Raw genomic sequence first — 23071 nt, forward strand, 5'->3', positions numbered from 1 at the left:
ACAGCCGGTAACAAACTCGCCCGGGGTGGTTCGTGCGAATCGTACCAGTTGTAGCGAGCGTCAGCTGCCTGAAGGCCGCCATTACCGAACCCGCTTCACGGGTCCATGCAATTTGGCGGCTTTCCACGACGCAGCCCCAAACCGTATGCCAGACTTCAGCCAGTAATCAGGCCGATTTTCAATCAGCCTGCGTGCATCGACTTCCGAAGGCTGACTTGAAGGTTGGGGATTGCTGGTGACTTGTTCGTGCCGAACTGAAGAACGTCGTTTCTGCTTGCGATTTAATCCGAGCGTGAACTGGGGTACTCACCTGAAGCAATTTGTGGAATTACGCGACTGGCAACCTGGCAACCTGGCCAACGACTTTGTCGTGCTGGTCGGAGGCAGCTCGCGTTATGTGATCGTGAACGATGTGGTGAACTTCCTGCGCGCGATTCTCGAGCCGACGCAGCTTGCTTCCATTGAAGCCCGCTGGGAAGCTGCTTCGCCAGAGCCAGGCTGCTGCATGCGTCAGGCCGCGGCGGCGACCCACGCAGCCGAAGCATTCGTTCCATTGGAACAGTTTGCCCCGCTCAACTCGACACCACTGGTCGAACTGCTACGGGGTGGCCGTATCACTAGTCACTTTCAGCCCGTCTTTCGGGCCGACGGGAAAACCGTGTGGGGCTATGAATGCCTGATGCGGGGCGTCGCTGAAGAGGGCCAGATCATCTATCCAGGTGAACTGTTGGCGTGGGCTGCCCAGGAACGTCTTACGTTCATGCTGGATCGCGTTTGTCGCGAAACTCACATTCGTAACGCGAAGAAGGCTCTGCCAGAAAACGTTTCGATCTTGATCAACTTCTTGCCAACGGCGATCTATGAACCGTCCTATTGCTTGAAGTCGACCATCGCCGCGGCGAAATCAGCCGGGATCGAGCCAGATCGGATCGTCTTCGAGGTGGTCGAGACCGAAACGGTCGATCAGCGTGAACACCTAACCGACGTGTTGATGTACTACCGCGAAAAAGGTTTCCGGATCGCGTTGGACGACGTCGGCGAAGGCTTCGCCGGTTTGAACATGCTGGCCGACTTGAACCCCGACGTCATCAAGATCGACATGAGCCTCGTTCGGACCGCGGTCAGTTCGCCGATCCATAAAGCGATCTGCGGTGCGCTCGCTTCGATTGCCAAGCAGTGCAACCGACTCTGCCTGGCCGAAGGGATCGAAACGGTCGAACAGTTCGAGCTGATGAAGTCGCTTGGTGTCGATTTGTTTCAGGGCTATTACCTGGCCCGCCCCGCCGCCACCGCCTTTCAGGCAGCGTCGTCTCCAAAGATCGTCGAAGCAGAAGCGGTTGCCGCCAGCTAGTTTGCAGTCAGCACCACAGCCCGAGCATCGACATTCAGTACCTGGGTTCCGTTGGCCAGCTCAGCCAGTGGCGTGTCCCAGTGGGCATGACCACGAACGACTAGCGTCGGGTCGAACTGCTCAATCATCTCACGCACGAGTGCCAAGCCACGGCAGCCTGGCACTGGGGCATCAGGGCCGTCGTGCATAATCACGATCTCAGGCGATTCGCATAGAAGAGAGCCGACACCGTCGACGAAGTCATTGATATGCCTTCGCCAGAGACGCCTCGGCTCGCCAGGGATGCCGCTGATTCCCGCGATTCTCAGACCATCGACCGTCACCAAGTCACCGTCGAGGAAGTGCATCGAGCCCGAGAATCTCGGCGGCCCTGCTTTATCGCCGAAGAGGTCGTGGTTGCCGGCGACTCCGACCACCCAATCCATTTGGTCGGCGAACGCCTGCCAAACTGACCGCACATCGCCACTGCCTCCGCGACGATCCAGTGTCGGTACCGTATAGAAATCGCCTGCCATCAGGACGCCGATGCGCTGATTGCCCACGTTCAGTGAAGGCAGGATCTCGTCAACGAACATTGCTGGAAGAACTTCTCCGAGCAGGCGTAACGGCTGACCACGCGCCGACTCGAAGGTCTCGCGACCTTGCAAGTCCGCGGTTACCACCAGCGCCGACATCCCCTCAGGCAGTGCGTCAACAACGCCATGCAGTACCGGCAGCGAATCGGAATAGAAGTCGCCAGGCCGCTTGCCAGCGTTCAGGAATCGAATCTCCTGTACCGGTTCGTCGCTGAGGGATGTGATTCTCATCCCGCCGAGGACACATCTTCACCGAAACAGGTTCGCTGACGGTCAGCAAGTGTCTGGCGGGCCTTGATCTTGGTCTAGCTTAAGAGGTCCAAGATCGGGTGATGCTCTTCGACGCCGGTTAGCTTGAAGTTCAAACCACGATGGCGGAAGATTAGCTTCGTATGATCGATCCCCAGGGCGTGCAAGATCGTCGCTTGAACGTCATGCACATGGGCCTTGTTCTCAACGACGTTGAAACCAAGTTCGTCAGTCTTGCCATAGGTCAGCCCAGGCTTCATTCCGCCACCGGCGAACCACATGGTGAACGCTTGCGGGTGATGGTCACGTCCCTGACTTCGTCCCAACGCAGCACTCGATTCGACCATCGGCGTTCGACCAAACTCACCACCCCAAACGATCAGCGTATCGTCGAGCATGCCCCGCCGACGCAGATCTTCGACCAGGGCCGCACACGCTTGATCGGTTTCTTTGGCCTGAGCTCGTATCCCGCCTTCGACGTTACTGTGATGATCCCAGCCAGCGTGATAGACCTGAACGAATCGGACGCCTCGTTCAGCGAGCCTTCGTGCGAGAAGGCAATTGTTGGCGAACGCTTGCTTCGGATCACTCGGGTTCGCCCCGTAAAGATCCATCGTCTCTTGGGTCTCTTGCGAGAACTCCATGAGCTCTGGGGCCCGCGACTGCATGCGGAAGGCCATTTCGTAGGCTTCCATTCGCGTACGGATTTCAGGATCGCCTAGCGCATCGAAACGTTGTTGATTCAACTGACGAATTAAATCGAGCGACTCGCGCTGCGCTTTCGTATCGAAGCCAGGCGGATTCGATACGTGCAGGATCGGATCGCCTTGCCCGCGGAAGGGGACGCCTTGATGCACCGATGGAAGGAAACCAGCGTTCCACATAGCCGCCCCGCCACTCAAGCTGCCACCACTCTTCAGCACGACGAACGACGGCAAATCGTGGGCTTCGCTTCCCAAGCCGTAGCTCAGCCAAGAGCCCATGCTAGGTCGACCTGGCACACCATTGCCGGTGTTGCAAAAGAGCTGGGCTGGCGAATGGTTGAAGTGATCGGTGTGGACCGAACGGAGGATCGTGATATCGTCGACCACCTTCGACAAACCTGGCAGCATTTCGGAAATCTCGGCACCACATTGGCCATGCTTCGCGAACTTGAAACGTGGGCCAAGAACTGCCGCGTCAGGCTGAATGAACGCATAGCGTTGCCCAGCGATCACCGACGGAGGAATGGGCTTCCCTTCCATTTCGGCCAACTTCGGTTTGTAGTCGAACAGTTCGAGCTGACTCGGAGCGCCTGCCATGAACAAATAGATGACCCGCTTCGCTTTGCCGGGAAAGTGCGTCGACTTCGGCGCGAACGGGCTGGCGTTGTCCGCCTGGGCAACTTCGTTCGCCATGCCTGATTCGGCCAAGAGCGAAGCCAGGGCAATCTTACCGATTCCCACGCCACAATTGCGAAAGAAGTGTCGTCGAGTTTGTTCTTGAAGCCAATGCATTGGTTCGTTCACTTCCGTTTATGGTTTGGTGATGGATTCGTCGAGGTTCATCAAGGCACGAGCCACCATCACCCAGGCCGCGTCGTCCGCCGAACTGTTTTGCTTCCCTACGATTGTTGCTGGATCGAGTTCGCCACTTTGCAGCCGTTGTAATTGCTCGTTCCAATATTGCAGCACTGCTTTGACTTCGCCCGATTCTGGCGGCCGAGTCAAAAGGCGTCGGAAAATGTTCTCGGCGATCGTTTCATTGGTCGCGCCCTCGGTCTTCGCCGCAGAGGCCAGGGCCTGGGCAAGTTCCAGGTACATCGCATCGTTTAACAACGTCAAAGCTTGAAGTGGCGTGTTGCTACGATCTCGCTTCGCAATACAAACTTCACCGCTCGGCGCGTCGAACACTGTGAACGCCGCGAAAGGTGCCGTTCGCTTGCTGAAGGTGTAGATCGACCGGCGAAAGCGATCTTCGCCCGGCGAAGGATTCCACTTCATTCTGTCGTAAGCCAAGGCAGTCACGCTATCGGGCTGAGGTGGAAAGACCCCGTGTCCGAACATCTTGTCCGACAGCTGCCCGCTCGCCTTCAACATCATATCTCGGACCATTTCGGCATCGACGCGGAATCGAGGTCCCCGGGCCAGTAGCCGGTTTTGCGAATCGATCGCTTGCAGTTCGGGCGACGCGACCGGATCTTGGCGGTACGTGGCACTCAAGACAATCTCGCGATGCAGCGATTTCATGGACCAGCCATTCTCGATCAACGACGAAGCAAGATGATCGAGAAGCTGCGGATGCGATGGCGGTTCCGACTGGGTGCCGAAGTCCCCGGCACTCTCGACCAGGCCGCGTCCGAAGAATGCCTGCCAGGCACGATTCGCCACGACCCGCGACGTCAAAGGATTGTCGCGACTGACCAGCCACTGGGCGAGTTCCAAACGATTGGCAGGCCCGGGGCTCGACTCGTCTGCGAGGAACTGCGGCACATTCGGTTGCACCAATTCCTTCGGACTGAGGTACTCGCCACGATGATGGCGATGGGTCGGACGAGGGTTGTCTTCAGGACGCTCCTGCATGACCAAGGTGGTCGAATAGCGAGGCATCGACTTTCGCAGCGCATCGATCGGCTTCCGAGCCTCGGCCAGTTCAGGAGCAACCGCCAGATAGTAACGCTCGATCTGCGACGCTTCCTCAGGCGAAAGGTCGCCGGACGTTCGTGTCAGCAAGGCTTCCACTTCGACGGGCAACTGCTTCGCTTGAACATTGCCATCTGCGGAAGCGGCTGAGATCCGAAACCGTCCTAGGCTAGCAGCAAAGTGGCGTTCGAAGAGCAATTCGATTGTTAGCTCGCCTGCCGAGGTGATCGGCTGATCGAAATTCAGCACCAGTTGATTCGACTTCCCTTCCTGTTCGGCAGTCGACCAGCCGGTCGATCCGTTGCCGTCCAGCACGTTGGCTGCGTCGGCACTACCACTGCCGATCCCAATCTTGCCGTAGCTATGCGACGCGTCGGTGAGCTTGACAGGCTGACCATTGAACTTGGTCGCGAACTCGCTGAGGAAGAAGTCGCCTTGCCGTCCTTCGTAGTAGGCGCGGCCAGGGCCACCGGCTGGCAAACGATCGTCTGGCATCACTTCCAACCGCAAGGCGGTCAACGGAAGCTGCGCCGGATCAATGGAATAGGTCAGCGTGAAAACATCTCGCTTGGTGATATCGCCGCTCGAGAAGATCGAGCCATCTTCTAGCGTCTCCAGCTTCGGTAAGTTGCTCTCCAAGGCCGAAGGACGGAGCGTCTGCCAGTCCACGGCTTGCTGCCGAGCGTCGGCAAGCCATTCCGCCTTCTTCGCTTGGAAGTTTGCTTCGCGACGTTGGAGCAACTCCCCTTCCCCATCAGCAGGCGGGAACTGACCGGGCAACTGCGATTCGAGTTCTGCGATCTTGGCGAGCATCGCTTCCCGCCGCTTGATATCTTCGGGCGTTTTTAGCAATAACGAAGGTTCGTCGGCGTTGTTCAGCAAGGCCATGAACGCGAAGTAGTCCGTATGCGTGATCGGGTCGTACTTATGCGTATGGCACTGGGCACAGCCGATCGTCAGGCCAAGCCACACGGTGCCGGTCGTTGCGACTCGGTCGACCATCGCGTAGTAGCGATACTCGAGCGGATCAATCCCCCCCTCTTCGTTCAACATCGTGTTACGGTGAAAGCCGGTCGCGATCATCTGTTGCTGGGTCGCATCCGGCAACATGTCACCGGCAAGTTGCTCGATGGTGAACTGATCGAACGGCATGTCATCGTTGATCGCTTGAATGACCCAATCGCGATAAGGCCAGATTGAACGCTCGCGATCTTTCTCGTACCCGTTCGTATCGGAATAGCGAGCGAGGTCTAACCATTCACGAGCCCAGCGTTCGCCGTAGCGAGGCGAGGCCAACAAGCGATCGACCAACTTCTCGTAAGCTTGCGGATCTTGATCGTTCACAAACGCATCGGCCTCGGCAGGGGTCGGAGGCAAGCCGATCAAGTCAAGATAGACGCGACGCACCAAGGCATATCGATCCGCTTCGGCAGAAGGAGCAAGCCCTTCTTTATCGAGCCGCGCGAGCACGAATCGATCGAGCGGCCGCTTAGGCCATGCCTCGTTGGAAACCGGTGGCAACTCTGGCTTGGTCACCGGAACGAATGCCCAATGCTTGGCGTACGGTGCTCCCTCTTCAATCCACTTTTGAAACAGCTTTTTCTGTTCGGCCGTCAGCGTGTCGTTGGTATGGGGTGGCGGCATCTGCAGATCGTGATCGTCTGTCAGGATGCGTTCCATCAGCAGGCTTTCGGTCGCCGAGCCTGGCACTAAGGCCCCGTAATCGATAGCAGCCTCCCGATCGTCCAATCGCAAATCGGCTTCGCGATGTTCTTCATCCGGACCATGACACGCAAAGCATTTGGAGGCAAAGATCGGGCGAATGTCGCGATTGAAATCGACAGTGTCCTCGGCCAGGCCTGGCCGAGCTAGAAGGTGAATTCCCCCCAACACTGCCAAGAGGGAAAGAGCTTTCCAAACAGGTCGCATTAACTGCTCTCACTTATTCTGAACGGGTTCGGAATAACGACTTCGCACACCGATATTACACCTAGAGGCCCGATTTGCAAAACACCACGTGAAGGTTTGAGCGAGATTTCCAAATCAGGCGAAACGTTGCCAACGCTTGCCGTGACCGGGCTATTCGCGAGCATTACCGAAGATTTAGACGTGTTTCGTCCTGGCCCTGTTACATTTTTATAACGAACGTGGCTCGTTTTTATAATTTGACAGCAATAAGCCCATCTTTTACAAATATTTACGTTCCACCCCTGCTTTTGGCTTATCGTTTTTGGGGTGCTCCAACGGCCCCGGCGGCAAGTTCCGTTTCGGCTCGTTTCGCCCGAAGGAGTTGCTATGTCCGTTTCGCAGACCCTGGTGATCGCGTTTCTCTCGATCGGTCTTATTTCGGGCTTCGGTTGCAGTAGCGAACCACCGCCGCCGGAGAACATGCCCGAATTGCATCCTGTCACCTTAACGATTGTTCAAGAGGGAACTCCGCTGGAACTGGCGTCGATTCGGTTGATTCCTGATGCGGCTCCTTCTCCGTGGTACTCTGGCGGAAGTACCGATGCCAGTGGCATTTCCAAGATCCGAACGCACGGCAAATTCAACGGGGTGCCTGCGGGGACCTATCGCGTGACGGTGACGAAGATCGAGATGCCTCAAGCAGGCTCTGGCTCGCTGGCCGAGATGAATCAAACGTCTGCACAGGATGCGACCTATGACCTGGTCGATCCGCAGTATTCGAACCCCACCAAGACGCCATTGCGACTGGAAGTAGTCGCCGGCAGCAATGCGCAAGAGTTCGATCTGGGTGCACCGGTTCGCGTCAAACGGAAAGGACCGCCGGGCTAAGTCAATCGAGTTGGCCTGAACCTTGTCGGCAATTTTCTGATGCTCTTCTTCTCTTCTTTCATTCTGAGGTGTCCCGATGCGTTCTTTAAGCTCCCGAGGTTTCACGCTGGTTGAACTGCTGGTCGTGATCGCGATCATCGGCGTATTGATCGCCTTGCTCCTTCCAGCCGTCCAGCAAGCTCGCGAGGCGGCTCGTCGGATGCAATGCAGCAACCAGATCAAACAAATCTCACTCGCCCTTCACAACCATCACGATTCCTATGGAGAGTTTCCCGCTGGCGGCGATGGCTTCGCTGGCCGATTCGATAACCCGGACGGAGGAAGTGGCGGCCGCTGCGGAACGATTGTTTACTTGCTGCCTTACCTGGAACAAACGCCGCTGTACGAAGCGATCTCGAGTGTCGCCCCGCTTTCGTTAGGGGCCCCCTGGAACGTGGACGAAGTGTATGCATCCGACCTCAGCAATCTGAAATGCCCCTCGAACGACGGCAACGTCCGCCATACCGATCCAACGTTCAATGGAAACACGGCTCCGCTGAATAGCTATGTGTTCTCGCTCGGCGATGGCCTTTGGACGCAAGGACATCTGCCCGGGGCAGATCAACATCGTCGCACGATCTCGCGCGGCATGTTTTATCGTGAACGAAAGAGCTTTCGTGACTGCACCGACGGCACCAGTAACACTGCGGCAGTGAGCGAATGCCTTTCGCCTGCGACCCGCGACGGGACCGACGTCCGCTCGAACGTCGCCCGCTACGATGGGATCTGGGACGGAACGGCGCACGGCCGACCTTTCAATTGCACCAACGGCCTGCCGATGGCCCCAGGCAGCGTTCGTAACTTTGCCGATGCCCACCGGTCGCCCACCTGGCGAGGTGCCTTGTTCACCAGCGGCTGGACGGCGGTGAATGGCTTCACCACGATGACGCCTCCCAACTCGCCCATGTGTCACTATGGCAGCAATGCCAATAACGACTGGGCCGTGCTTCCGCCTGCCAGCAATCATCCCGGCGGCGTCATGCTTGGCATGCTGGATGGTTCGGTAAAATTTATTCCCGACACAATCGACTGCGGAGACACGAACGCCGCCGCCGTCGGCTCAGGCGCGAGTCCCTTCGGTGTCTGGGGAGCGATGGGCTCGCCGCAAGGTGGTGAAGTGGTGTCGTCCAGCTAAGCCGCAACCAGGTCCATCAAGGCTTGCCGAAACGTGGCAAGCCTTCGGGGCAAATCGCCGCGACGTCATTCCTCGGCCTCAGGCACCGAGTCGCCCATCCGCCTCCTGCTGGCGAAAGCGAGAGGCTTCCTTGCCAATCCAAGCGAATGGGTTGAAGTCGAAGAGGCCGTAATCAACCATGGCAGGCAACGTGATACTCGATGCAGATGGCACCGGTCCGAACGATTTCCCAAAGGCTATTGAGGAAAGCTTGGAGGCTTATAGAGCGCCCCCCATAGCGAGAATGCGATCGCGAGCATTGCCACGAATAGGAAGAGGTCGAGCAAGCAGAGTTTTCGCTGCCGAAGGCTTGGAATGAACAAGGCCACAGAAAGGAACAATTGCCCAACCCCTGCCCAAAGAGAGGCGTGCGCCAAGGGATCTGATCGAAACCGAATCTCAAGCTCTGCCGTTCCGTCCGGATAGAGACTGTATCCTGCGATGTCCATTTCAGGCAATCGCCCACTGAATCGATGGGGAGAGTATGGGTGAAAGACCGTGGCGATAAAACATACGCCAAATAGCCCTGCGAACACGAGAGAGGTTGTTGCGAATCGTGTTTGCAATTGCGTTTCAGCATTGCAGAGAAGTGCTCCCATCGCGAAACCCGACGACACGAGCAATAGCATTGTCTGCTCATAATCAAAGACGGCGCATCTCTGATACACGGCATCGTCCGTGGTAAAAACGACGACTGGATCACAGGTAGTCCAAAACAATTGCTCCAGAACGATCAGCAACGCAAGGAACACCTGCCAAACCGCGACCACGCCTACCAGGCAATTCAGTTTAGTTACCCAGGTCATCATTGCTCCGCAGTAATTGCCAGTGCCCATCATAGGCCTCAACTCTTCAATTTATTCCCGTCTATTTCACTCGTATCTGCCATGTGCTGGCCAGTCAATTAGCTCCCCGGCCAACTTACTAAGCCATTTTTAGTTCGAGCATCGAAATGGCTAGTGAATCACGTTTTGCTGGCGGCATCGTCAATAACGTGAGATAACAACGCCAGGCACATGAAGTCTTCGACAACGTGTGCTTTGCTTATCTATGAGTATATGCCGGTCACCTATGACACACGTTATCGATACCATCTTCGTGGGTTGCGCTCGACCTGCGATCCTGCATCACGTGCCCATCCGCATTACCGCCACGGTTAAAGAGGTGCGTCGATGATCGATGAGGCTCCCCAACGCCGCCCACGGTTTCAATTCCGACTAAGCATGCTCCTTGTTACGGTCTTATTTGTCAGCCTGCTATTGTCGTTGTGCATCTGGAATATTGAGCAGTCGAAGCGACAGGAAGAAATTGGACGCATCCTGGAAGGTGCTGGCAGCGTCGTCGCTTACGAGGATGCCGAGCTTACGTTCCCTCAGAAGATCCGAGCGTTTCTCGGAGAACGCATCGCTAACCGAGTCGTGACTTCGGTGCTTGTCAACGAGCAGCTTGTCAACGCGGACGGGGAAGTAGTTGACTCCGGCTGGCGAAATTTCGGCGATGACGAGGCCGTCTACCTGGAAGAACTGCCGAACCTCCAGGTCCTATCCCTCAGCAATACGCGAATCAGCGACGCCGGGCTAACGCATCTTAAAGAACTGACCAGCATAGAAACCCTCTACCTCAACAACACAAAACTGAGTGATGCCGGGCTCGAGCACCTCAATGGCCTGACCGGCCTGAAGGTCCTCCATCTCAAAAACACCCAGGTCACTTCTGAAGGCGTCAAGAAATTACAAACCGCACAGCCTAACTGCAGCCACGTCGAGCACTGAATTTTGCCGGTGTGGCAAACGGCTAATGGTAGTAGCAGAAGGTCGGTTCATCGCCAGCCGGTTGTCATCAGCTTTTCATCCAGAGACAACAAGAACAACCAAATTCGGCACCAGAGTGTAGATCTTTGTGTGCACTATTGTTGCGACAGCGTTCGAACAACCACCAGCCTGCGAATACGGTAACAGTCAGACCTGTAGCCGGTGGCATCCACTGCCGCTGGAGCTTCATCGGGTAGGCAACGCTCGATATTATCAAAACCGAGAAAACACGCGCGAATTGACCTTCACGCCAGGAAGTTGTTCCTTCAATCGTTCGTAGTCGTTCACGTTCCAGTCATCTTCGAAAAGACTGAGTTCCTCAAGACGCTGAAATCTTTTCAGAAGTGGAATGACGTCTGGCTTGAGACCTGTCCCACTCAACGAAAGATGCGTCAAACCCTTTGGAAGCAGCAAGATCACAGAATTGTCGAGTTGGGCTTCATCTAAACGGAGGTGAGTCAGGCTACCAGGCAGGCTGACACCTTGTTTGAAAAACGAGGATTTGATTCCCGTGTTTTCCAAATCTAGATACTTCAGGTGCTTGAGTTCACCGATGGACGCCATTGAAGAATCGGCAAGCTGACTTTCCGTAAAGACGAGGCGCTCCAGAGCTTTCACACGTCCGAACACCTTCAATACCTCGTCGTCGGCGTGCCAAATACCGGTATATTCAATTCTTTTCAGGCGTGGCAATTTTAGAATCACCTCGATATCACGGCCGCTCACATCTGCGCCTCCCATCGCTAACTCTTCAAGTCGCCTGGCATGCCGAATCTGGGCAATGTCTTCACCTGATATCCATATCATTCGCTCCGGACCGTTTGTTTTGTCGGTCCCCCAAATCGCATTTGGCTGGAAATGAACGCGAGTCGCCTCTTTGAGCCATGTAACGGGGACTCTTTCGCCGGCATCGATCAGAAGGAATCCATTGTCGATGATAGGCTGATAGCCGGCCTGCTGTGCCCAGGCCGATCGAACCATGAATAGGAGAGCAACGCATATGACTAAGAATAAGAGGAATACATCAACACGAATTGATAGGCTTTCACAATAGAATGAACGTCGATACTGATGGATTGGGCTCATTGACTTCGTCCCGTCCGTTACCGCTTTAAAAGCTTCCGTCCTACTCACCAACTTAAGCGCCACATTGGAAGGGTCCTGTCCATTGAGAATCAGGCCGCAGGATCCTTCGCGTCCGAGCCCCCGTACGATCCAAGATTCCAAAGAGCGGAACCAAGGGATGAAGACTCGGTCACGCCAACAGAGGTCGAAGCGGAGCTACCCGAGATCCTATCCCAGACCAATCGTCATTCAAACATCTGAGATCAAGAAACGAAAAAACGCCCAAAGCAGTCACTCTCGGCGTTGCTCGTTAACTGGTTTGTCGAGGGAAAATCTGCTTCAAAGAAAGGCCCCCGGACTGAGCCCTCTTCGTGACTGTTCTCTGTTTGCAAATTCGCTCTATCCGACAGTGAAAAAAGGACTTAGCGTTTCCGAGTCGGTTTCGATCATCCCGCGAGCGAACCGAACACAGTATTGAACTCAACGGAAGCCAAGAGTCGGTTTGTCTATCTGTATCCAATTCGCACTGGCCAGACGCCGGTGACATCTGGAAGGTCGACCGCTCGCCAATACCATGCTGCCGAAACACCCCCAAGCTGGGCTAAGTTCCATCTTCGCCATCTCTGACCGATCTTTCTTGGAAGCCAATTCGCAAAACTTTTTGCATTTCGTCAGTTTTTTTCGTTATTAGACAGAAGTTTCGTCAATAGCTGAGCAGGAGAGAATCCTCTGCAAGCGAGATTAGGCGAATTTGAACTCTCTTCGCAGGACCAGATAACGGGCAAAAGATCCTATGCGTGGTAGCAGAACCGACATTATTACCTCTGAGGTTAGCGTGAGGAGTGAATCCCCAGGCGAACGCTCCTCACAGGAAGCCACCGATGAATGGTTTCGTGGGGAAATCGACTCCATTCAGCGTATTTTAATCAGTTTTGTCGCCTCGTTGGTTCGGGACCCCCACCTGGTAAACGATGTGGTACAGGAGACCAATTTGGTCATCTGGAAGAAGCGGGACTCGTTTACGCGGGGTACCAACTTTCGGTCCTGGTCACTTCGGATCGCTTATTTTCAATCTCTCGCAGCTCTCAAATCGGCACAGAGCAGCCGTTTGATGTTTAGCCAAGCCCTCGTCGATCGCTTTACCCATGACGCGGAGACTTCGACAAGCATTTTGACGCACGACACTTCCGATCGCCTTAGGGTTTGTTTAAGCCGGCTAACACCGCGTCAACGAGAAGTGATCGATCTTCGTTACCAGCAATCATGCTCAATCGCACGGATTACCGAGAAACTCGGTCGAACTCAGGCTGCGATTGCGATGCTGTTAAACCGCGCCAGAACTGCTCTTTTACAGTGCTTGAAGATGGGAGAACGAGAATGATTAGCAATCGCCTCCCCAATGATTTCGACCCTCATGAGCCTGAATTGCCAAATCAAGAATTTCAGCTGCTGGTTAGTAGTCTCCTCGATGAAAGTATTTCGGACCAAGACTTTGAACGCTTGCAAACCCAGCTTCAAGAGAGTGCCTCCGCACGAGACGCCTACCGGAATCTCGTCGAACTTCATCTGGCGCTTCACGAGACACTGTCAGAGCCTGTCGTCTCGATTGCCCCAGACAGACAAGCGTGGCCTCAGGTAGTCACTCAGCGCCAGGTTTTCGTCCCACTGCTGCTTGCCTCTTGTGCTCTGAGCATTGCGGTCGCATGTTTTTTCTTCTTCCCTATGAAAGAGAGACCAATTGCCTGGACCAGTTCAGAAGTCGACTCGGCTTTACAACTACATTCCGGCGACCGCGTCGTTGCCTCCGCCAACCACTCCAATGAGATCACGTTCCGCAATGGTGTCAAAGTCTCCTTATCTCAAGGGGCTGACCTGGAAATCCTTGGTGACAAGAAAGTTCGACTCCATAAGGGCCAGGTTTACGTCGATGTCGGAGAGCAAGGAAAAGGGTTTACCGTCCTAACCGATGCGGCAAATATCGTCGACCTGGGAACGGTATTTGGCGTGGGCGCCAATTCGCCTGACGAAACCGAAGTGCTGGTCTTTGATGGTGTCGTTGATGTTGCGACCAACAGCCGGAAAAATCTGGCACGCAAGGTTCTCGTTTCGGGCCAGGCGGAAAGATACGACAAGTCAGGCACCGGCGAACGCATTCCCACCGTTTGGAGTTCCTCTTTGTCGTCCGAATGGTCGACGGCTCCGGATGGCCGCAATTCTTCTGTGGCCTCCATTACCGACAATGTCCTCGGTAGCTCCAACGCCAAATTTTACATGGTCGTCAGTGGCGGATTTCGTGAAGATGCGTTGGTCTACGTCGATCGCAAGTACGAATGGAACGGCCTCGACAAGACGGGAATTCCCCAGGAACTGATTGGAGCGGACTATATCCGGACCTTCAACGACGACAAACATTGCAAAGACATCGACATCACGCTGACCCTATCTCGGGAAGCAGACGTCTACATCCTAGTAGATCAGCGCTACCTGATTCCCGATTGGCTATCCGAGAACTTTGTCGATACCGGCTGGAAACTCGGAATTGACCTCGGTCTATCGCATCGAGCAGGTGAGGTGAAAGCACCTCCCGTCGAATCGGATGTCGAACGCTTTCTCGGTAAAGGTCCAGGTAACTCGGTCGATGTACCGGTCAATGTTTGGCAGCTTAAACACAGCTCTGGCCAGCAGGTGCACTTAGGACCTAACGGCGAGAAGTCTCATCAGTTTGATAATGCGATCCAAGGTGCTGGTTCCATGTACGGCATCGTCATCCTACCGAAGGATCGCAAGTCGGACTAATTCCAGTCTTATTCTCATCTCCATTCCCTAATAAGGAATTCCTAGTGACCATGACAAATGTAAGACACCGTTACGGGTTTACCCTTGTGGAACTATTGGTGGTTATCGCCATTATCGGAGTCCTGATCGCACTACTCTTGCCGGCAGTCCAACAGGCCCGCGAGGCCGCACGGCGCATTCAATGCTCGAATACCTTGAAGCAGATCGGCATTGCCGTTCACAACTATCACGATGTTCATCTCGCCCTTCCACCAGGCCATGTGATTCAAGCAAACGACCCTGATTGGGGAGGTGCCACGGCCGACACCGACGTCGAGAGTTGGGGATGGGGCGCAATACTCCTTCCATATATCGAACAAGCCGCACTTTACGAACAGAGTGGACTCGGTCGTGGCACCCTGCTCGAGACCGTCATCGATCCGGTTGCGTTGACTCCTGTTGCGTCATACCGTTGCCCCTCTGACACGGCCCCGACAATTGGCGTAGGTCGCTTGTTTTCCGATTGGGCAATGTCTAACTACAAAGCCAGCTACGGACACCGCCATCGAGCAGTTCAAATTGCTCCCGTAGCCGCGGCTCAAACGGGATGCTTTCTACCGATTGGAAAACCGGGGTCTTACCAGGGATCGTTGCGTTTGCGTGATGTCACCGACGGTACGTCCAATACGATTGCCATTGGAGAGGTGGCCTGGAAACGCGGGGAACTATTTCACGAAGCAGCCGTCTGGGCTGGAGCGACACGTGGAAAAGGGGGAAACGTTTGCAAAGACGTTTATGCTGGTGGGCGCGCCGCGATCAACCACTCAAATAACGTTTCCAATGAGTTGTGCGAAAGCTTCAGCAGCATGCACCCGGGCGGAGCGCAATTCGTGTTCGCGGATGGATCGGTACATTTCCTGACAGAGAACATCGACTACGTAACGGATGGTTCCAGCAACGAAAGTGACGTCGACAGTTCGTATGAGCGACTATTGTCGCGCAATGACAACCAAGTCGTTGGCAACTACTAAGCGAGTGGGCTTTTCCTGACGGTCGATCGCGCTTCTCATTCTCCCCTTCTCTATCAACACCATTTCATCGGAACACCCCATGCCAACCCGAATAAACACATTTGGCCCCTACCGACTTTCGGTGCTTTTCGCGTGTGGCTTCGCATTGATTGCCGGTTGCCAGAAACATAGTGGTCCGGAACTTGCAACCGTTACCGGCACCGTAACTCTCGATGGCAAACCACTCAAAGACGCGACCTTACATTTTCAGCCAACGTCTGGGAGACCTTCGTATGGCAAGACTGATGACAACGGGAAATACAACATGGGCTACAGCCTGGAACGACAAGGGGTCGCACTAGGAAAGCACAAAGTCATCATCCGGACCGTGGTTGAAGACAAGTACGGCAAGATCCTTCGGAAGGAAATGCTTCCGAAAAACTATCACGATCAAACCGTTTTAAACGCAAAGGTCGAGGACAAGGCGAACGTCATTGATTTTGCCCTGGAATCTAAGTAGCCAACCGGCAACCGCGGTCGAAACACACCATTGCCAAACTTCTCACCCTCGCCGATATGAAAGAGGAATGCTGATGAAAGAGAATCGTCCCCAAATCAATCCAGGCCGTCGTGCATTTGTTCAATCCTCGGCAATCGGTGCCGTACTCGGCGCCAAGTCCATCTTGCTAGGTGGTGCTTGGGGTGCGGAACAAGCGACTTCCAGCAAAGTAATAACCCAACCAGACTTACGTAAAGGCGAAGTCCTGCGCACCCAAGGGGAACTCGCTGAGAAGCAGACCGTTCTCAGAGAGACCGAACGCACTATCCCCGTAGCTGGAAAAAGCGACGTTCTAGTATGTGGCGCTGGGCCAGCGGGAATTGGTGCCGCTTTAGCGGCCGCACGTGCCGGGGCAAGTGTGCAATTGATTGAGGTTGCAGGCTGCCTCGGAGGCGTTTGGACAGCTGGGCTGCTTACGAAAATCATCGGGGGCGGCAACAAATCGGGAATTATGGAGGAGATTCTCACAGCACTCTCCGAGCGGGGAAGCAACGTTGCCAAGTCAACCGCCGGAGAAGTCTACGATCCCGAGATCCTCAAGCTATTGTTGGAAGAACTATGCGTCGAAGCCGGAGTGCGCATTCAACTTCACACGCGTCTGGTGGGGACAGTTACTGACGGTCAGAAAAGAATCGTGGCCATCATTACCGAATCGAAATCAGGACGACAAGCGTGGGTTGCCGATCGCTACATCGATTGTAGCGGAGACGGCGACTTGGCTGCGCAAGCTGGATGTAACTTTGAAGTGGGATACGACCGCAACTGTGAATGCCAACCCATGTCAATGATGGCCCTGCTGACAGGGATTAACACCTCGGAAGTCAGCAAATACATCCGCGAAAACGGGGCCGATGCCAAAGCTCGATTCTACAAGCTCATGCAAGACTCTGGCATCAACCCTTCGTATCGAGCTCCTACCCTTCGACATCTTCACAGCGGAATCTATTCGCTCATGACCAATCATGAGTACGGAGTACCGGCGACCGATGCTGGGGCAATTACCGAAGCAACGATTCGATCAAGGAAAGAAGTCCATGAAATTGTTCAAGGACTACGAAAGCTGGGAAAGCCTTGGCAAGACCTGGCAGTCGTTGCAACCGCTGAACAAATTGGCGTTCGTGAAGGTCGGCGGATCCGAGGACGTTATTACATCACCGGGGACGATCTCGTTTCAGGACTTCGTCACGAATCTGCCGTTTGTCGAACGGATTTTGGTTTCGATGTGCACAATGTCTTTCCCGATGGCTCTAACCCAGCTGACGTGAAGCATTACCGGGCAGCCGGCGTGAAGTCGTACGATATTCCACTTCCCGCTCTGATGGCCGCAGATGTCGATGGCCTGATGATGGCAGGCCGCTGCATCAGCGGAGACTTTTTTGCCCACTCAAGCTACCGCGTCACCGGCAACGCCGTACCAATGGGAGAGGCCGCGGGATTGACAAGTGCCGCGTCACTTCAGAATGGAGTCATGCCCCATGAGCTAACATGGGCGGAAGTGCAATCGTACAGCCGGGAGAAAAAGTCATAGCCTGAGCTTTCGCCACGGTTAGCTCTATTCCGCGAACCCGATCCCAATCGGGCCGTTCCCAGTGCAGAACCCTGCTAGTGAGAGTTCTCTGTTGCAGAATTATTGCTTTCCGATACCGAGGAAAAGGTTTAGCGATTCGCCAACTAATTACGATCGTCAGCTACTGGACTTTTCTAAGTTAGGTTCGCACTGTTGAGCGCAGAGATATCATTTCTGGCAGCACCGCGAGAACGCCGGAGCCAAGGTCCGCCTCCTCGTCCGCCGAGCTCTGCGCAAGCACGGCTATCCGCCTGACTTGGAAGTGGAAGCAACGAAGCTGGTTCTGGAACAGGAGGAGGCGTTGTGTTTGGAGTGGGGGTCTCCTGCAAGGTGGAGCTAGATTGCAATGCTGTGGGTGATTTGGGCTTGGCTGTTTGTTGCGAAGTGAAACTTGCGCGACGCAAACGTCTTCTCCACAAGCATCGGCCTTATGGGATGCCCCAAAAATTGGAAGAGGTGCGTCCTTGCACCTGGTGCCGTCCTGGCTTCCTTCCGGACCTGGTCCTGGTACTGCCCCCAATACCAGGCTTCAGGCTTTGGCGATTCCTTCGCCGCTCTGCCTGGGCGATCCTTCGCCCGAGTGAATCAACAAAAAAAGCCGGCCGCATCTTCCATCGTTGGAAGTCGCGGCCGGCGTTGTGTGGTTACGGTGCCAGCTTGCGGCCGAAGCCGTTTAGTGTCGTGGTTCGGATCTGGTTTCAGATCGCGGTGGCCTTTGGTACGTGTGCCGGTGGCCGTTGGTTCTTTTTGGGGAATGGTTTGCGGTCGACTTGGACCTTGTCGCCTGGTTCGTCCAGGATGACCAGAGCGATCCTTCGCCCCGTGTCATTTACGATTCGCTTGCCCAAAACCACGACCGATTCTCGCAAGCCGAACTCGATTTTCATAGGCTACCCCTATCAATGACGCCCACCAGAATAGGCACGGCACTGTAGATGCGTCCAGGTGTTTTTAGAGAAATTTGCCCAGGATTTGGCACATTCTCTGAGAGATAGCAGCCCCAAAACTACGCCCCTTCGCTGTTTTGCCACCCGATCGGCCGGACACAGAAAGAAACAAAGTGCCGATTTTCGACCGTTCCCGTCTGGCTATAGCAGATGATCAATTGGAAGAACCTAGCCGAACCCCACTGCAGTAGGCCGTTACTACCTGAAAGCTGCGGGACATCGTTCCCCAGAGCAATGCCACAATTCGCATTGCATAGGCCGGATGCTGCTCGGCTCGTTAATGTCCAAGCCCACTTGATAATGATATAAACAAGACTTCCACTTGCCAGTACCGGGCTAAATTGGCTAACCAGTCTCACATTGTATACTCCAGCCGAATCAATCCTGGAGTATTAATTGCTGGTTTTCAAACAGTTTCCCCTCAAGACCCTCAGCGATGTCATGGTAATTGCAAACATTCCCCATGATCCTGCTTGAAACAATAGCTCTAACCCATATATGTTTACCCATCGTTCCATACTAGAAATTTTATGTATTGCTTGACCAATATCCCCATTCGAATCTAAGCAGATAAAGCCGACTAGCATGCATGCAGCGCACACGGCACTGATCGCAGCCGAAGCAATCAGGCTACGGCTTAACGAAGCATCAAAATAAAGGACCACGGATGCACAAGATGCCTGAATCGATGCTGCTGCAACCAGAAAGCTTTCCTCGCGGTACATCCATTGCCCGTTCAGTTGCCGAATGTCTTCGGTAATTGGATCACGCAAATAAAGGGAGTATGCAAGCAATACGGAAACGCCACTTACGGTTAGCATTACACCCCTCAAGGACCACCTGGGCGTGAAGTCGCTGTGGCCAATCAGCGTATGCAATCCGCCATAAATTACCATGCACGCACAAAACGTTATAGCACCCAAAGAGCACACCACCAAATTCAGGTTGCCAATCGGGGCTAACGAATTGCCGATTGCAAGCAAGGCTAATGCATTTGAGAAAACCAAATAAAGGATCTTAACCCCAAAAGCAAGCTTGCTAACCACGCACCATGACAAGAGCGCCAAGTAAATAAAGATGATTATAAGTGGTGAAATTTGTGGCAAGTGTACCACAGAGACGAGCAGAAGCACTAGCAAAGTAATCAGCCATACTAAGGCAGATGCCGTCTGCAGGAAGGTGAATTTAGATCTGACGTCAGAACCTGCGTCAGAATGCAACCGTAAGGAATCCGCCTTGCAGTCTGACTCACTCGTTTGGCTGGAAGTTGTCTTAAGCATTCAAGCAATCCTTCGAGTACGTGGCCTGCACCTTCAGTTGCTAGGGGACTACCGTGAAAGACACTGAAAACTTCTTTGAGTACAACACCAAATCGGCTGGGTGGCACTGCTAATCCAGTCATTTGTCAAGCTTCAGGGTGTGCCACTGCTGCCCTCAGCAGTGGCACACCCTGCCAATCGGCCCATCAACTGTTTTCCCTCTGAACACCGAAACCGTTCAACCAACTTGGGTCCGGCAATGTCAGCCTTGGCCACTCAGGCCTTGTGGTTCTCTCTTTGTAGAACCTGACGCTGGACAATTTCCTATCGGCTGATCGTCAGCAACGGAAGCCGTTGATAGGCGGAAAGGGGGCAACTCATGCAGGTGACCTGAGCCTTCGTAGTGCCTGACCTGTTTCCGATGGGCGGATGAACGTTTCATGCGTTCATCGTAACGAGTCGGAAGAGGGAAGAGAATGTTCTGCTGGTGAATTGAGTCGATTGGCACTTCACACTGCCGACGGCAGCCGTGGCTCACGCAAGAGTGTACGGCTCAGCAGTGCCACCCCGCCGACCGAACCGTGAATTTACTTTTGACACAGGACTGGACATTTTTCCCGTGGCCTTCAGTTGCAATAACTCCGGCTACCCTATACCAGAGACCGAGTCCACAATCTGACCGTTGCATATCTGAAACATTCGATCGCTACTTCTCGAAATGTCTTGCACAACAAACAATCTTTCTGGATAGCGCATGGACCAATCACAGGCATTTTGAAGTGTGCTACTTAGAGTGACATCTGAACGATTATACTCCTGTTCGCCTTGAGTAATCCTCCAATCACCCAACGGTTCCGGTGGGCCGACAAAGTAATCCACCTGCTGCACGTTATTTGATAAAAATCGCACCAACTGCTCGGCTTCCTCCAATGATGCCGCCAGATAGACCGGGGTATCCCAGCCCCTTCCAGTAGGGAGGAAGACGACATGCTCGGGGTCGATTGTTCTACTTGCAACATACTTGGGACATCGAACTTGAATCGAATTTGGAAGGCTCAGCAACTCCGTGAGAACCGTCCAGTCGCCAGACTGATCTTGACGACTTAGGTACGGCGTAGAGATTAACGCAGATGGCTCTGAGTTATAAGCTGTTTCATCACATTCTAAGGAAAAAACACGATCTTCAATGAGGCCGTACCAACGAAATACCGGAGACGGTAGTTCGTCCGACACGGCTAATAAATGGGGTTCCACAGGTATTTCATCGCGTAGTGTTCTAACGTCTGTCCCCAATACAATTTCCTGTATTACCTGACCCTCTGACATACCATGTGTGATTTCCGCTGCTTGGTCACAAGTAATCCACTTCATCGCAGTCATTTAAGAATTCCTTACTTTGCATTGCCTGGAATACATCGTGGTGCATGAGATGATCTATATTCTGGAACCGACGCACAACGAGCGATTTCCGAAGCCTGATGACCCAACACATGCCCGATTGGAAGCATCGCCGGCAGGTTCTGAACCGGTTGCCAGTTCGGCATGAGGATTGGGGCTATTAAGCCCAAACGACCGCGGCCTAGAAGCGTGCGAAAGATCTCGACGGTCAATGTTGAGAAATGGCCGCGTAAAGATCAGACTGTTAACCCAAGACGTCTACGAATGAGAGAGCGAGAGAGTCTCTCCGCCGAGAGGGGCAAATTGCCTTTACTTGACGCCAACGGGCGATCGGCAGAGAACTCCACAAGAGAGTCTACCAAGACGCAAGCTCTTCCCAGATAACCCCAAACGAAAAAACGCCCAGAGCTCTCACTCTCGGCGTTTGTCGTTAACTGGTTTGTCGGCGGAAAATCCGCTTCAAAGAAAGGCTCCCTGTGCAGAACACTCTTCGTGAATGTTCTCTGTTTGGGATTTCGCGTTATCTAATTTCGAGGAAAGGACTTAGCAATTCCGAGTCCTGTTCGGTCTACCCCTGAGCGAACCGAACTCTTTTCTGAATTGCGGAGGGTTTGGCTCGGCCCCCGAACCGAACATGTCGCAACTGAGAATATATGCCACAGCTGGACTAGCTATTACGACCGGCCATCGAATCTCGTTCAAATGGTCGAGACGAAGATATTGAAAAGTCCCGAGCGTACTACCGGGTGCAAAAAAGAATACTTCTCCAATGTCATCAACGACTTCCGCATCATAGCACGATGAAGAATCTGTGCCACAATTTGCTGCTCTTAATCGCCGGTTCGACCCAAAAACAGCTGGCTGCCCAGATCCAATACCTCAAAGCCGAGAACGAAGTGCTCCGGGCCAGGCTGCCCAAGCGAATCTTGACAACCGTGCAAGAAAGAACGCGTCTTGCCAAGCTCGGGGCAAAGCTGGGAAACGCCATCCATGAGATCGTGACGATCGTCAAACCAGCAACCTTCTTGCTCTGGCTTCGTGATGCCGAAAAGCCAACCAATGCTCAGGCAGTTCGAAAAGGACGCCCGCGAACGAAAGAACCGATTCGCGATCTCATCATCCGAATGGCAAAGGAAAACGACTGGGGCTACACCCGGATCCTGGGAGAACTCAAGAAGCTCAAGATTACTCCTCCGTCGCGGAACACGATTAAGAACATCCTCAAGGAGAACGGGCTCGAGCCAGGGCCGAAACGAGGTGAAGGAACTTGGGACGACATCTTGAAGAGACATGCGGCGACGCTGTGGCAATGCGATTTTTACGCCAAGCGCGTTCTCACCCTGAAAGGCTGGCGGGACCTGTATTTATTGATCTTCCTGCATGTCGAGTCTCGCCAGGTATACATATGCCCGTCGACGTTTCACCCCAATGAAGAATGGGTTACAGCGCAGGCCCAGGCGTTTCTCAAGCACACTAAAGAAGAAGGCGTGGAAGTTCAGACGCTCATGCGGGATCGCGATACAAAGTTCCAGGCGTCGTTCGATGCGACCTTTGAAGCTGCCGGTAGCGAGGTGAAGGTGGGTGCCTATCGTGCTCCGAACACCAATGCTTACGTGGAGCGTTTCATCCAAACGTTGCAGCAGGAATGCCTGGATCACTTCATCGTGTTCGGTGAGCAGCACATGGATTATCTAGTGCAGGAATTCGTCGACTTCTATCACGAGGAAAGACCGCATCAGGGAAAAGAGAACGGCCTGCTGAGTTCAGGCGAGAAGCCGATGCCGGAGGTTGCCTCGATTGGTTCTATCAATTGTCGCGAACGGCTTGGCGGCAAGCTGAGGCACTACTATCGCGATGCTGCCTGAATGCACATGA

The 23071-nt window shown here is 54.1% G+C and carries 19 protein-coding genes and 1 pseudogene; 12 read left to right on the top strand and 8 right to left on the bottom strand.

Features of this window, described 5'->3' with window-relative positions:
- Positions 1-235: 235 nt before the first annotated feature.
- Positions 236-1351, top strand: a complete 1116-nt coding sequence (locus ABD890_RS22165; RefSeq protein WP_345094668.1) for an EAL domain-containing protein — start codon at positions 236-238, stop codon at positions 1349-1351.
- Here the strand turns inward: ABD890_RS22165 and ABD890_RS22170 are convergent.
- From ABD890_RS22170 to ABD890_RS22180, 3 genes are all read right to left on the bottom strand, one after another.
- A complete protein-coding gene (locus tag ABD890_RS22170) occupies positions 1348-2157 on the bottom strand; it encodes a metallophosphoesterase family protein (RefSeq protein ID WP_345094670.1) in 810 nt (269 codons plus the stop codon). The two genes, ABD890_RS22165 and ABD890_RS22170, sit on opposite strands and share 4 nt — an antisense overlap.
- A gap of 74 nt (positions 2158-2231) precedes the next feature.
- Entirely contained in the window at positions 2232-3671 is a 1440-nt protein-coding gene (locus tag ABD890_RS22175) for a DUF1501 domain-containing protein (protein ID WP_345094672.1), read from the bottom strand.
- Between the two features lie 18 nt (positions 3672-3689).
- On the bottom strand, positions 3690-6725 hold the full coding sequence (locus ABD890_RS22180) for a PSD1 and planctomycete cytochrome C domain-containing protein (RefSeq protein WP_345094674.1): 3036 nt from the start codon (positions 6723-6725) through the stop codon (positions 3690-3692).
- Between the two features lie 366 nt (positions 6726-7091).
- Between ABD890_RS22180 and ABD890_RS22185 the strand changes: the two genes are divergently transcribed.
- Both ABD890_RS22185 and ABD890_RS22190 read left to right on the top strand, forming a co-directional pair.
- Entirely contained in the window at positions 7092-7592 is a 501-nt protein-coding gene (locus tag ABD890_RS22185; RefSeq protein WP_345094676.1) for a carboxypeptidase regulatory-like domain-containing protein, read from the top strand.
- Between the two features lie 76 nt (positions 7593-7668).
- On the top strand, positions 7669-8766 hold the full coding sequence (locus ABD890_RS22190) for a DUF1559 family PulG-like putative transporter (RefSeq protein ID WP_345094678.1): 1098 nt from the start codon (positions 7669-7671) through the stop codon (positions 8764-8766).
- 236 nt (positions 8767-9002) lie between these two features.
- On the opposite strand, the gene ABD890_RS22195 is transcribed toward ABD890_RS22190, so the two are convergent.
- The gene (locus ABD890_RS22195) at positions 9003-9644 is read right to left on the bottom strand and encodes a hypothetical protein (RefSeq protein WP_345094680.1); all 642 of its coding nucleotides are present in this window, start codon (positions 9642-9644) and stop codon (positions 9003-9005) included.
- Between the two features lie 384 nt (positions 9645-10028).
- On the opposite strand from ABD890_RS22195, the gene ABD890_RS22200 reads away from it, so the two are divergent.
- Positions 10029-10577 carry a leucine-rich repeat domain-containing protein gene (locus ABD890_RS22200; RefSeq protein WP_345094682.1) on the top strand — a complete coding sequence of 183 codons (549 nt, stop codon included), beginning with the start codon at positions 10029-10031 and terminating at the stop codon, positions 10575-10577.
- Positions 10578-10829: 252 nt separating this feature from the next.
- Here the strand turns inward: ABD890_RS22200 and ABD890_RS22205 are convergent, their stop codons facing one another.
- The gene (locus ABD890_RS22205; protein WP_345094684.1) at positions 10830-11702 is read right to left on the bottom strand and encodes a leucine-rich repeat domain-containing protein; all 873 of its coding nucleotides are present in this window, start codon (positions 11700-11702) and stop codon (positions 10830-10832) included.
- Positions 11703-12474: 772 nt separating this feature from the next.
- On the opposite strand from ABD890_RS22205, the gene ABD890_RS25550 reads away from it, so the two are divergent.
- From ABD890_RS25550 to ABD890_RS25555, 6 genes and pseudogenes are all read left to right on the top strand, one after another.
- Entirely contained in the window at positions 12475-13062 is a 588-nt protein-coding gene (locus ABD890_RS25550; RefSeq protein WP_373356202.1) for a sigma-70 family RNA polymerase sigma factor, read from the top strand.
- A complete protein-coding gene (locus ABD890_RS22210; RefSeq protein ID WP_345094686.1) occupies positions 13059-14477 on the top strand; it encodes a FecR domain-containing protein in 1419 nt (472 codons plus the stop codon). The genes ABD890_RS25550 and ABD890_RS22210 overlap by 4 nt, the downstream gene beginning before the upstream one ends.
- Before the next feature lie 50 nt (positions 14478-14527).
- Entirely contained in the window at positions 14528-15487 is a 960-nt protein-coding gene (locus tag ABD890_RS22215; RefSeq protein WP_345095069.1) for a DUF1559 family PulG-like putative transporter, read from the top strand.
- A 79-nt stretch (positions 15488-15566) separates the two neighbouring features.
- Positions 15567-15986: a transthyretin-like family protein gene (locus tag ABD890_RS22220; RefSeq protein WP_345094687.1), complete on the top strand. Its 420-nt coding sequence runs from the start codon at positions 15567-15569 to the stop codon at positions 15984-15986.
- 73 nt (positions 15987-16059) lie between these two features.
- Positions 16060-17553 (top strand): FAD-dependent oxidoreductase, encoded by a 1494-nt coding sequence (locus tag ABD890_RS22225; protein ID WP_345094689.1) that lies wholly within the window; start codon positions 16060-16062, stop codon positions 17551-17553.
- A gap of 226 nt (positions 17554-17779) precedes the next feature.
- Positions 17780-17932: pseudogene (locus ABD890_RS25555) on the top strand (type I restriction enzyme endonuclease domain-containing protein); the annotation flags it as partial.
- A 358-nt stretch (positions 17933-18290) separates the two neighbouring features.
- Here ABD890_RS25555 and ABD890_RS22230 read toward each other — a convergent pair.
- From ABD890_RS22230 to ABD890_RS22240, 3 genes are all read right to left on the bottom strand, one after another.
- Positions 18291-18479 carry a hypothetical protein gene (locus ABD890_RS22230; RefSeq protein WP_345094691.1) on the bottom strand — a complete coding sequence of 63 codons (189 nt, stop codon included), beginning with the start codon at positions 18477-18479 and terminating at the stop codon, positions 18291-18293.
- A gap of 452 nt (positions 18480-18931) precedes the next feature.
- A complete protein-coding gene (locus tag ABD890_RS22235) occupies positions 18932-19819 on the bottom strand; it encodes a hypothetical protein (RefSeq protein ID WP_345094693.1) in 888 nt (295 codons plus the stop codon).
- Positions 19820-20443: 624 nt separating this feature from the next.
- Positions 20444-21178: a hypothetical protein gene (locus tag ABD890_RS22240; RefSeq protein ID WP_345094695.1), complete on the bottom strand. Its 735-nt coding sequence runs from the start codon at positions 21176-21178 to the stop codon at positions 20444-20446.
- Positions 21179-21218: 40 nt separating this feature from the next.
- Here ABD890_RS22240 and ABD890_RS22245 point away from each other — a divergent pair, with 40 nt between their 5' ends.
- Both ABD890_RS22245 and ABD890_RS22250 read left to right on the top strand, forming a co-directional pair.
- Positions 21219-21344 (top strand): hypothetical protein, encoded by a 126-nt coding sequence (locus ABD890_RS22245; RefSeq protein WP_345095071.1) that lies wholly within the window; start codon positions 21219-21221, stop codon positions 21342-21344.
- A 976-nt stretch (positions 21345-22320) separates the two neighbouring features.
- On the top strand, positions 22321-23061 hold the full coding sequence (locus tag ABD890_RS22250) for an integrase core domain-containing protein (RefSeq protein WP_345094697.1): 741 nt from the start codon (positions 22321-22323) through the stop codon (positions 23059-23061).
- The last annotated feature ends 10 nt before the right edge of the window (positions 23062-23071 follow it).

Origin of the sequence: Bremerella cremea, from assembly GCF_039541315.1 — a bacterium.
Taxonomy (GTDB): Bacteria; Planctomycetota; Planctomycetia; order Pirellulales; family Pirellulaceae; genus Bremerella; species Bremerella cremea.

Bases quoted from the DNA above. Each gene is read 5' to 3' on its own strand.
- ABD890_RS25550 (WP_373356202.1), top strand. From the start codon at position 12,475: ATGCGTGGTAGCAGAACCGACATTATTACCTCTGAGGTTAGCGTGAGG.
- ABD890_RS22240 (WP_345094695.1), bottom strand. From the start codon at position 21,178: ATGACTGCGATGAAGTGGATTACTTGTGACCAAGCAGCGGAAATCACA.
- ABD890_RS22220 (WP_345094687.1), top strand. From the start codon at position 15,567: ATGCCAACCCGAATAAACACATTTGGCCCCTACCGACTTTCGGTGCTT.
- ABD890_RS22195 (WP_345094680.1), bottom strand. From the start codon at position 9,644: ATGATGGGCACTGGCAATTACTGCGGAGCAATGATGACCTGGGTAACT.
- ABD890_RS22215 (WP_345095069.1), top strand. From the start codon at position 14,528: ATGACAAATGTAAGACACCGTTACGGGTTTACCCTTGTGGAACTATTG.
- ABD890_RS22200 (WP_345094682.1), top strand. From the start codon at position 10,029: ATGCTCCTTGTTACGGTCTTATTTGTCAGCCTGCTATTGTCGTTGTGC.
- ABD890_RS22175 (WP_345094672.1), bottom strand. From the start codon at position 3,671: ATGCATTGGCTTCAAGAACAAACTCGACGACACTTCTTTCGCAATTGT.
- ABD890_RS22230 (WP_345094691.1), bottom strand. From the start codon at position 18,479: ATGAAAATCGAGTTCGGCTTGCGAGAATCGGTCGTGGTTTTGGGCAAG.
- ABD890_RS22205 (WP_345094684.1), bottom strand. From the start codon at position 11,702: ATGAGCCCAATCCATCAGTATCGACGTTCATTCTATTGTGAAAGCCTA.
- ABD890_RS22185 (WP_345094676.1), top strand. From the start codon at position 7,092: ATGTCCGTTTCGCAGACCCTGGTGATCGCGTTTCTCTCGATCGGTCTT.
- ABD890_RS22210 (WP_345094686.1), top strand. From the start codon at position 13,059: ATGATTAGCAATCGCCTCCCCAATGATTTCGACCCTCATGAGCCTGAA.
- ABD890_RS22235 (WP_345094693.1), bottom strand. From the start codon at position 19,819: ATGCTTAAGACAACTTCCAGCCAAACGAGTGAGTCAGACTGCAAGGCG.
- ABD890_RS22225 (WP_345094689.1), top strand. From the start codon at position 16,060: ATGAAAGAGAATCGTCCCCAAATCAATCCAGGCCGTCGTGCATTTGTT.
- ABD890_RS22170 (WP_345094670.1), bottom strand. From the start codon at position 2,157: ATGAGAATCACATCCCTCAGCGACGAACCGGTACAGGAGATTCGATTC.
- ABD890_RS22250 (WP_345094697.1), top strand. From the start codon at position 22,321: ATGGCAAAGGAAAACGACTGGGGCTACACCCGGATCCTGGGAGAACTC.
- ABD890_RS22190 (WP_345094678.1), top strand. From the start codon at position 7,669: ATGCGTTCTTTAAGCTCCCGAGGTTTCACGCTGGTTGAACTGCTGGTC.
- ABD890_RS22180 (WP_345094674.1), bottom strand. From the start codon at position 6,725: ATGCGACCTGTTTGGAAAGCTCTTTCCCTCTTGGCAGTGTTGGGGGGA.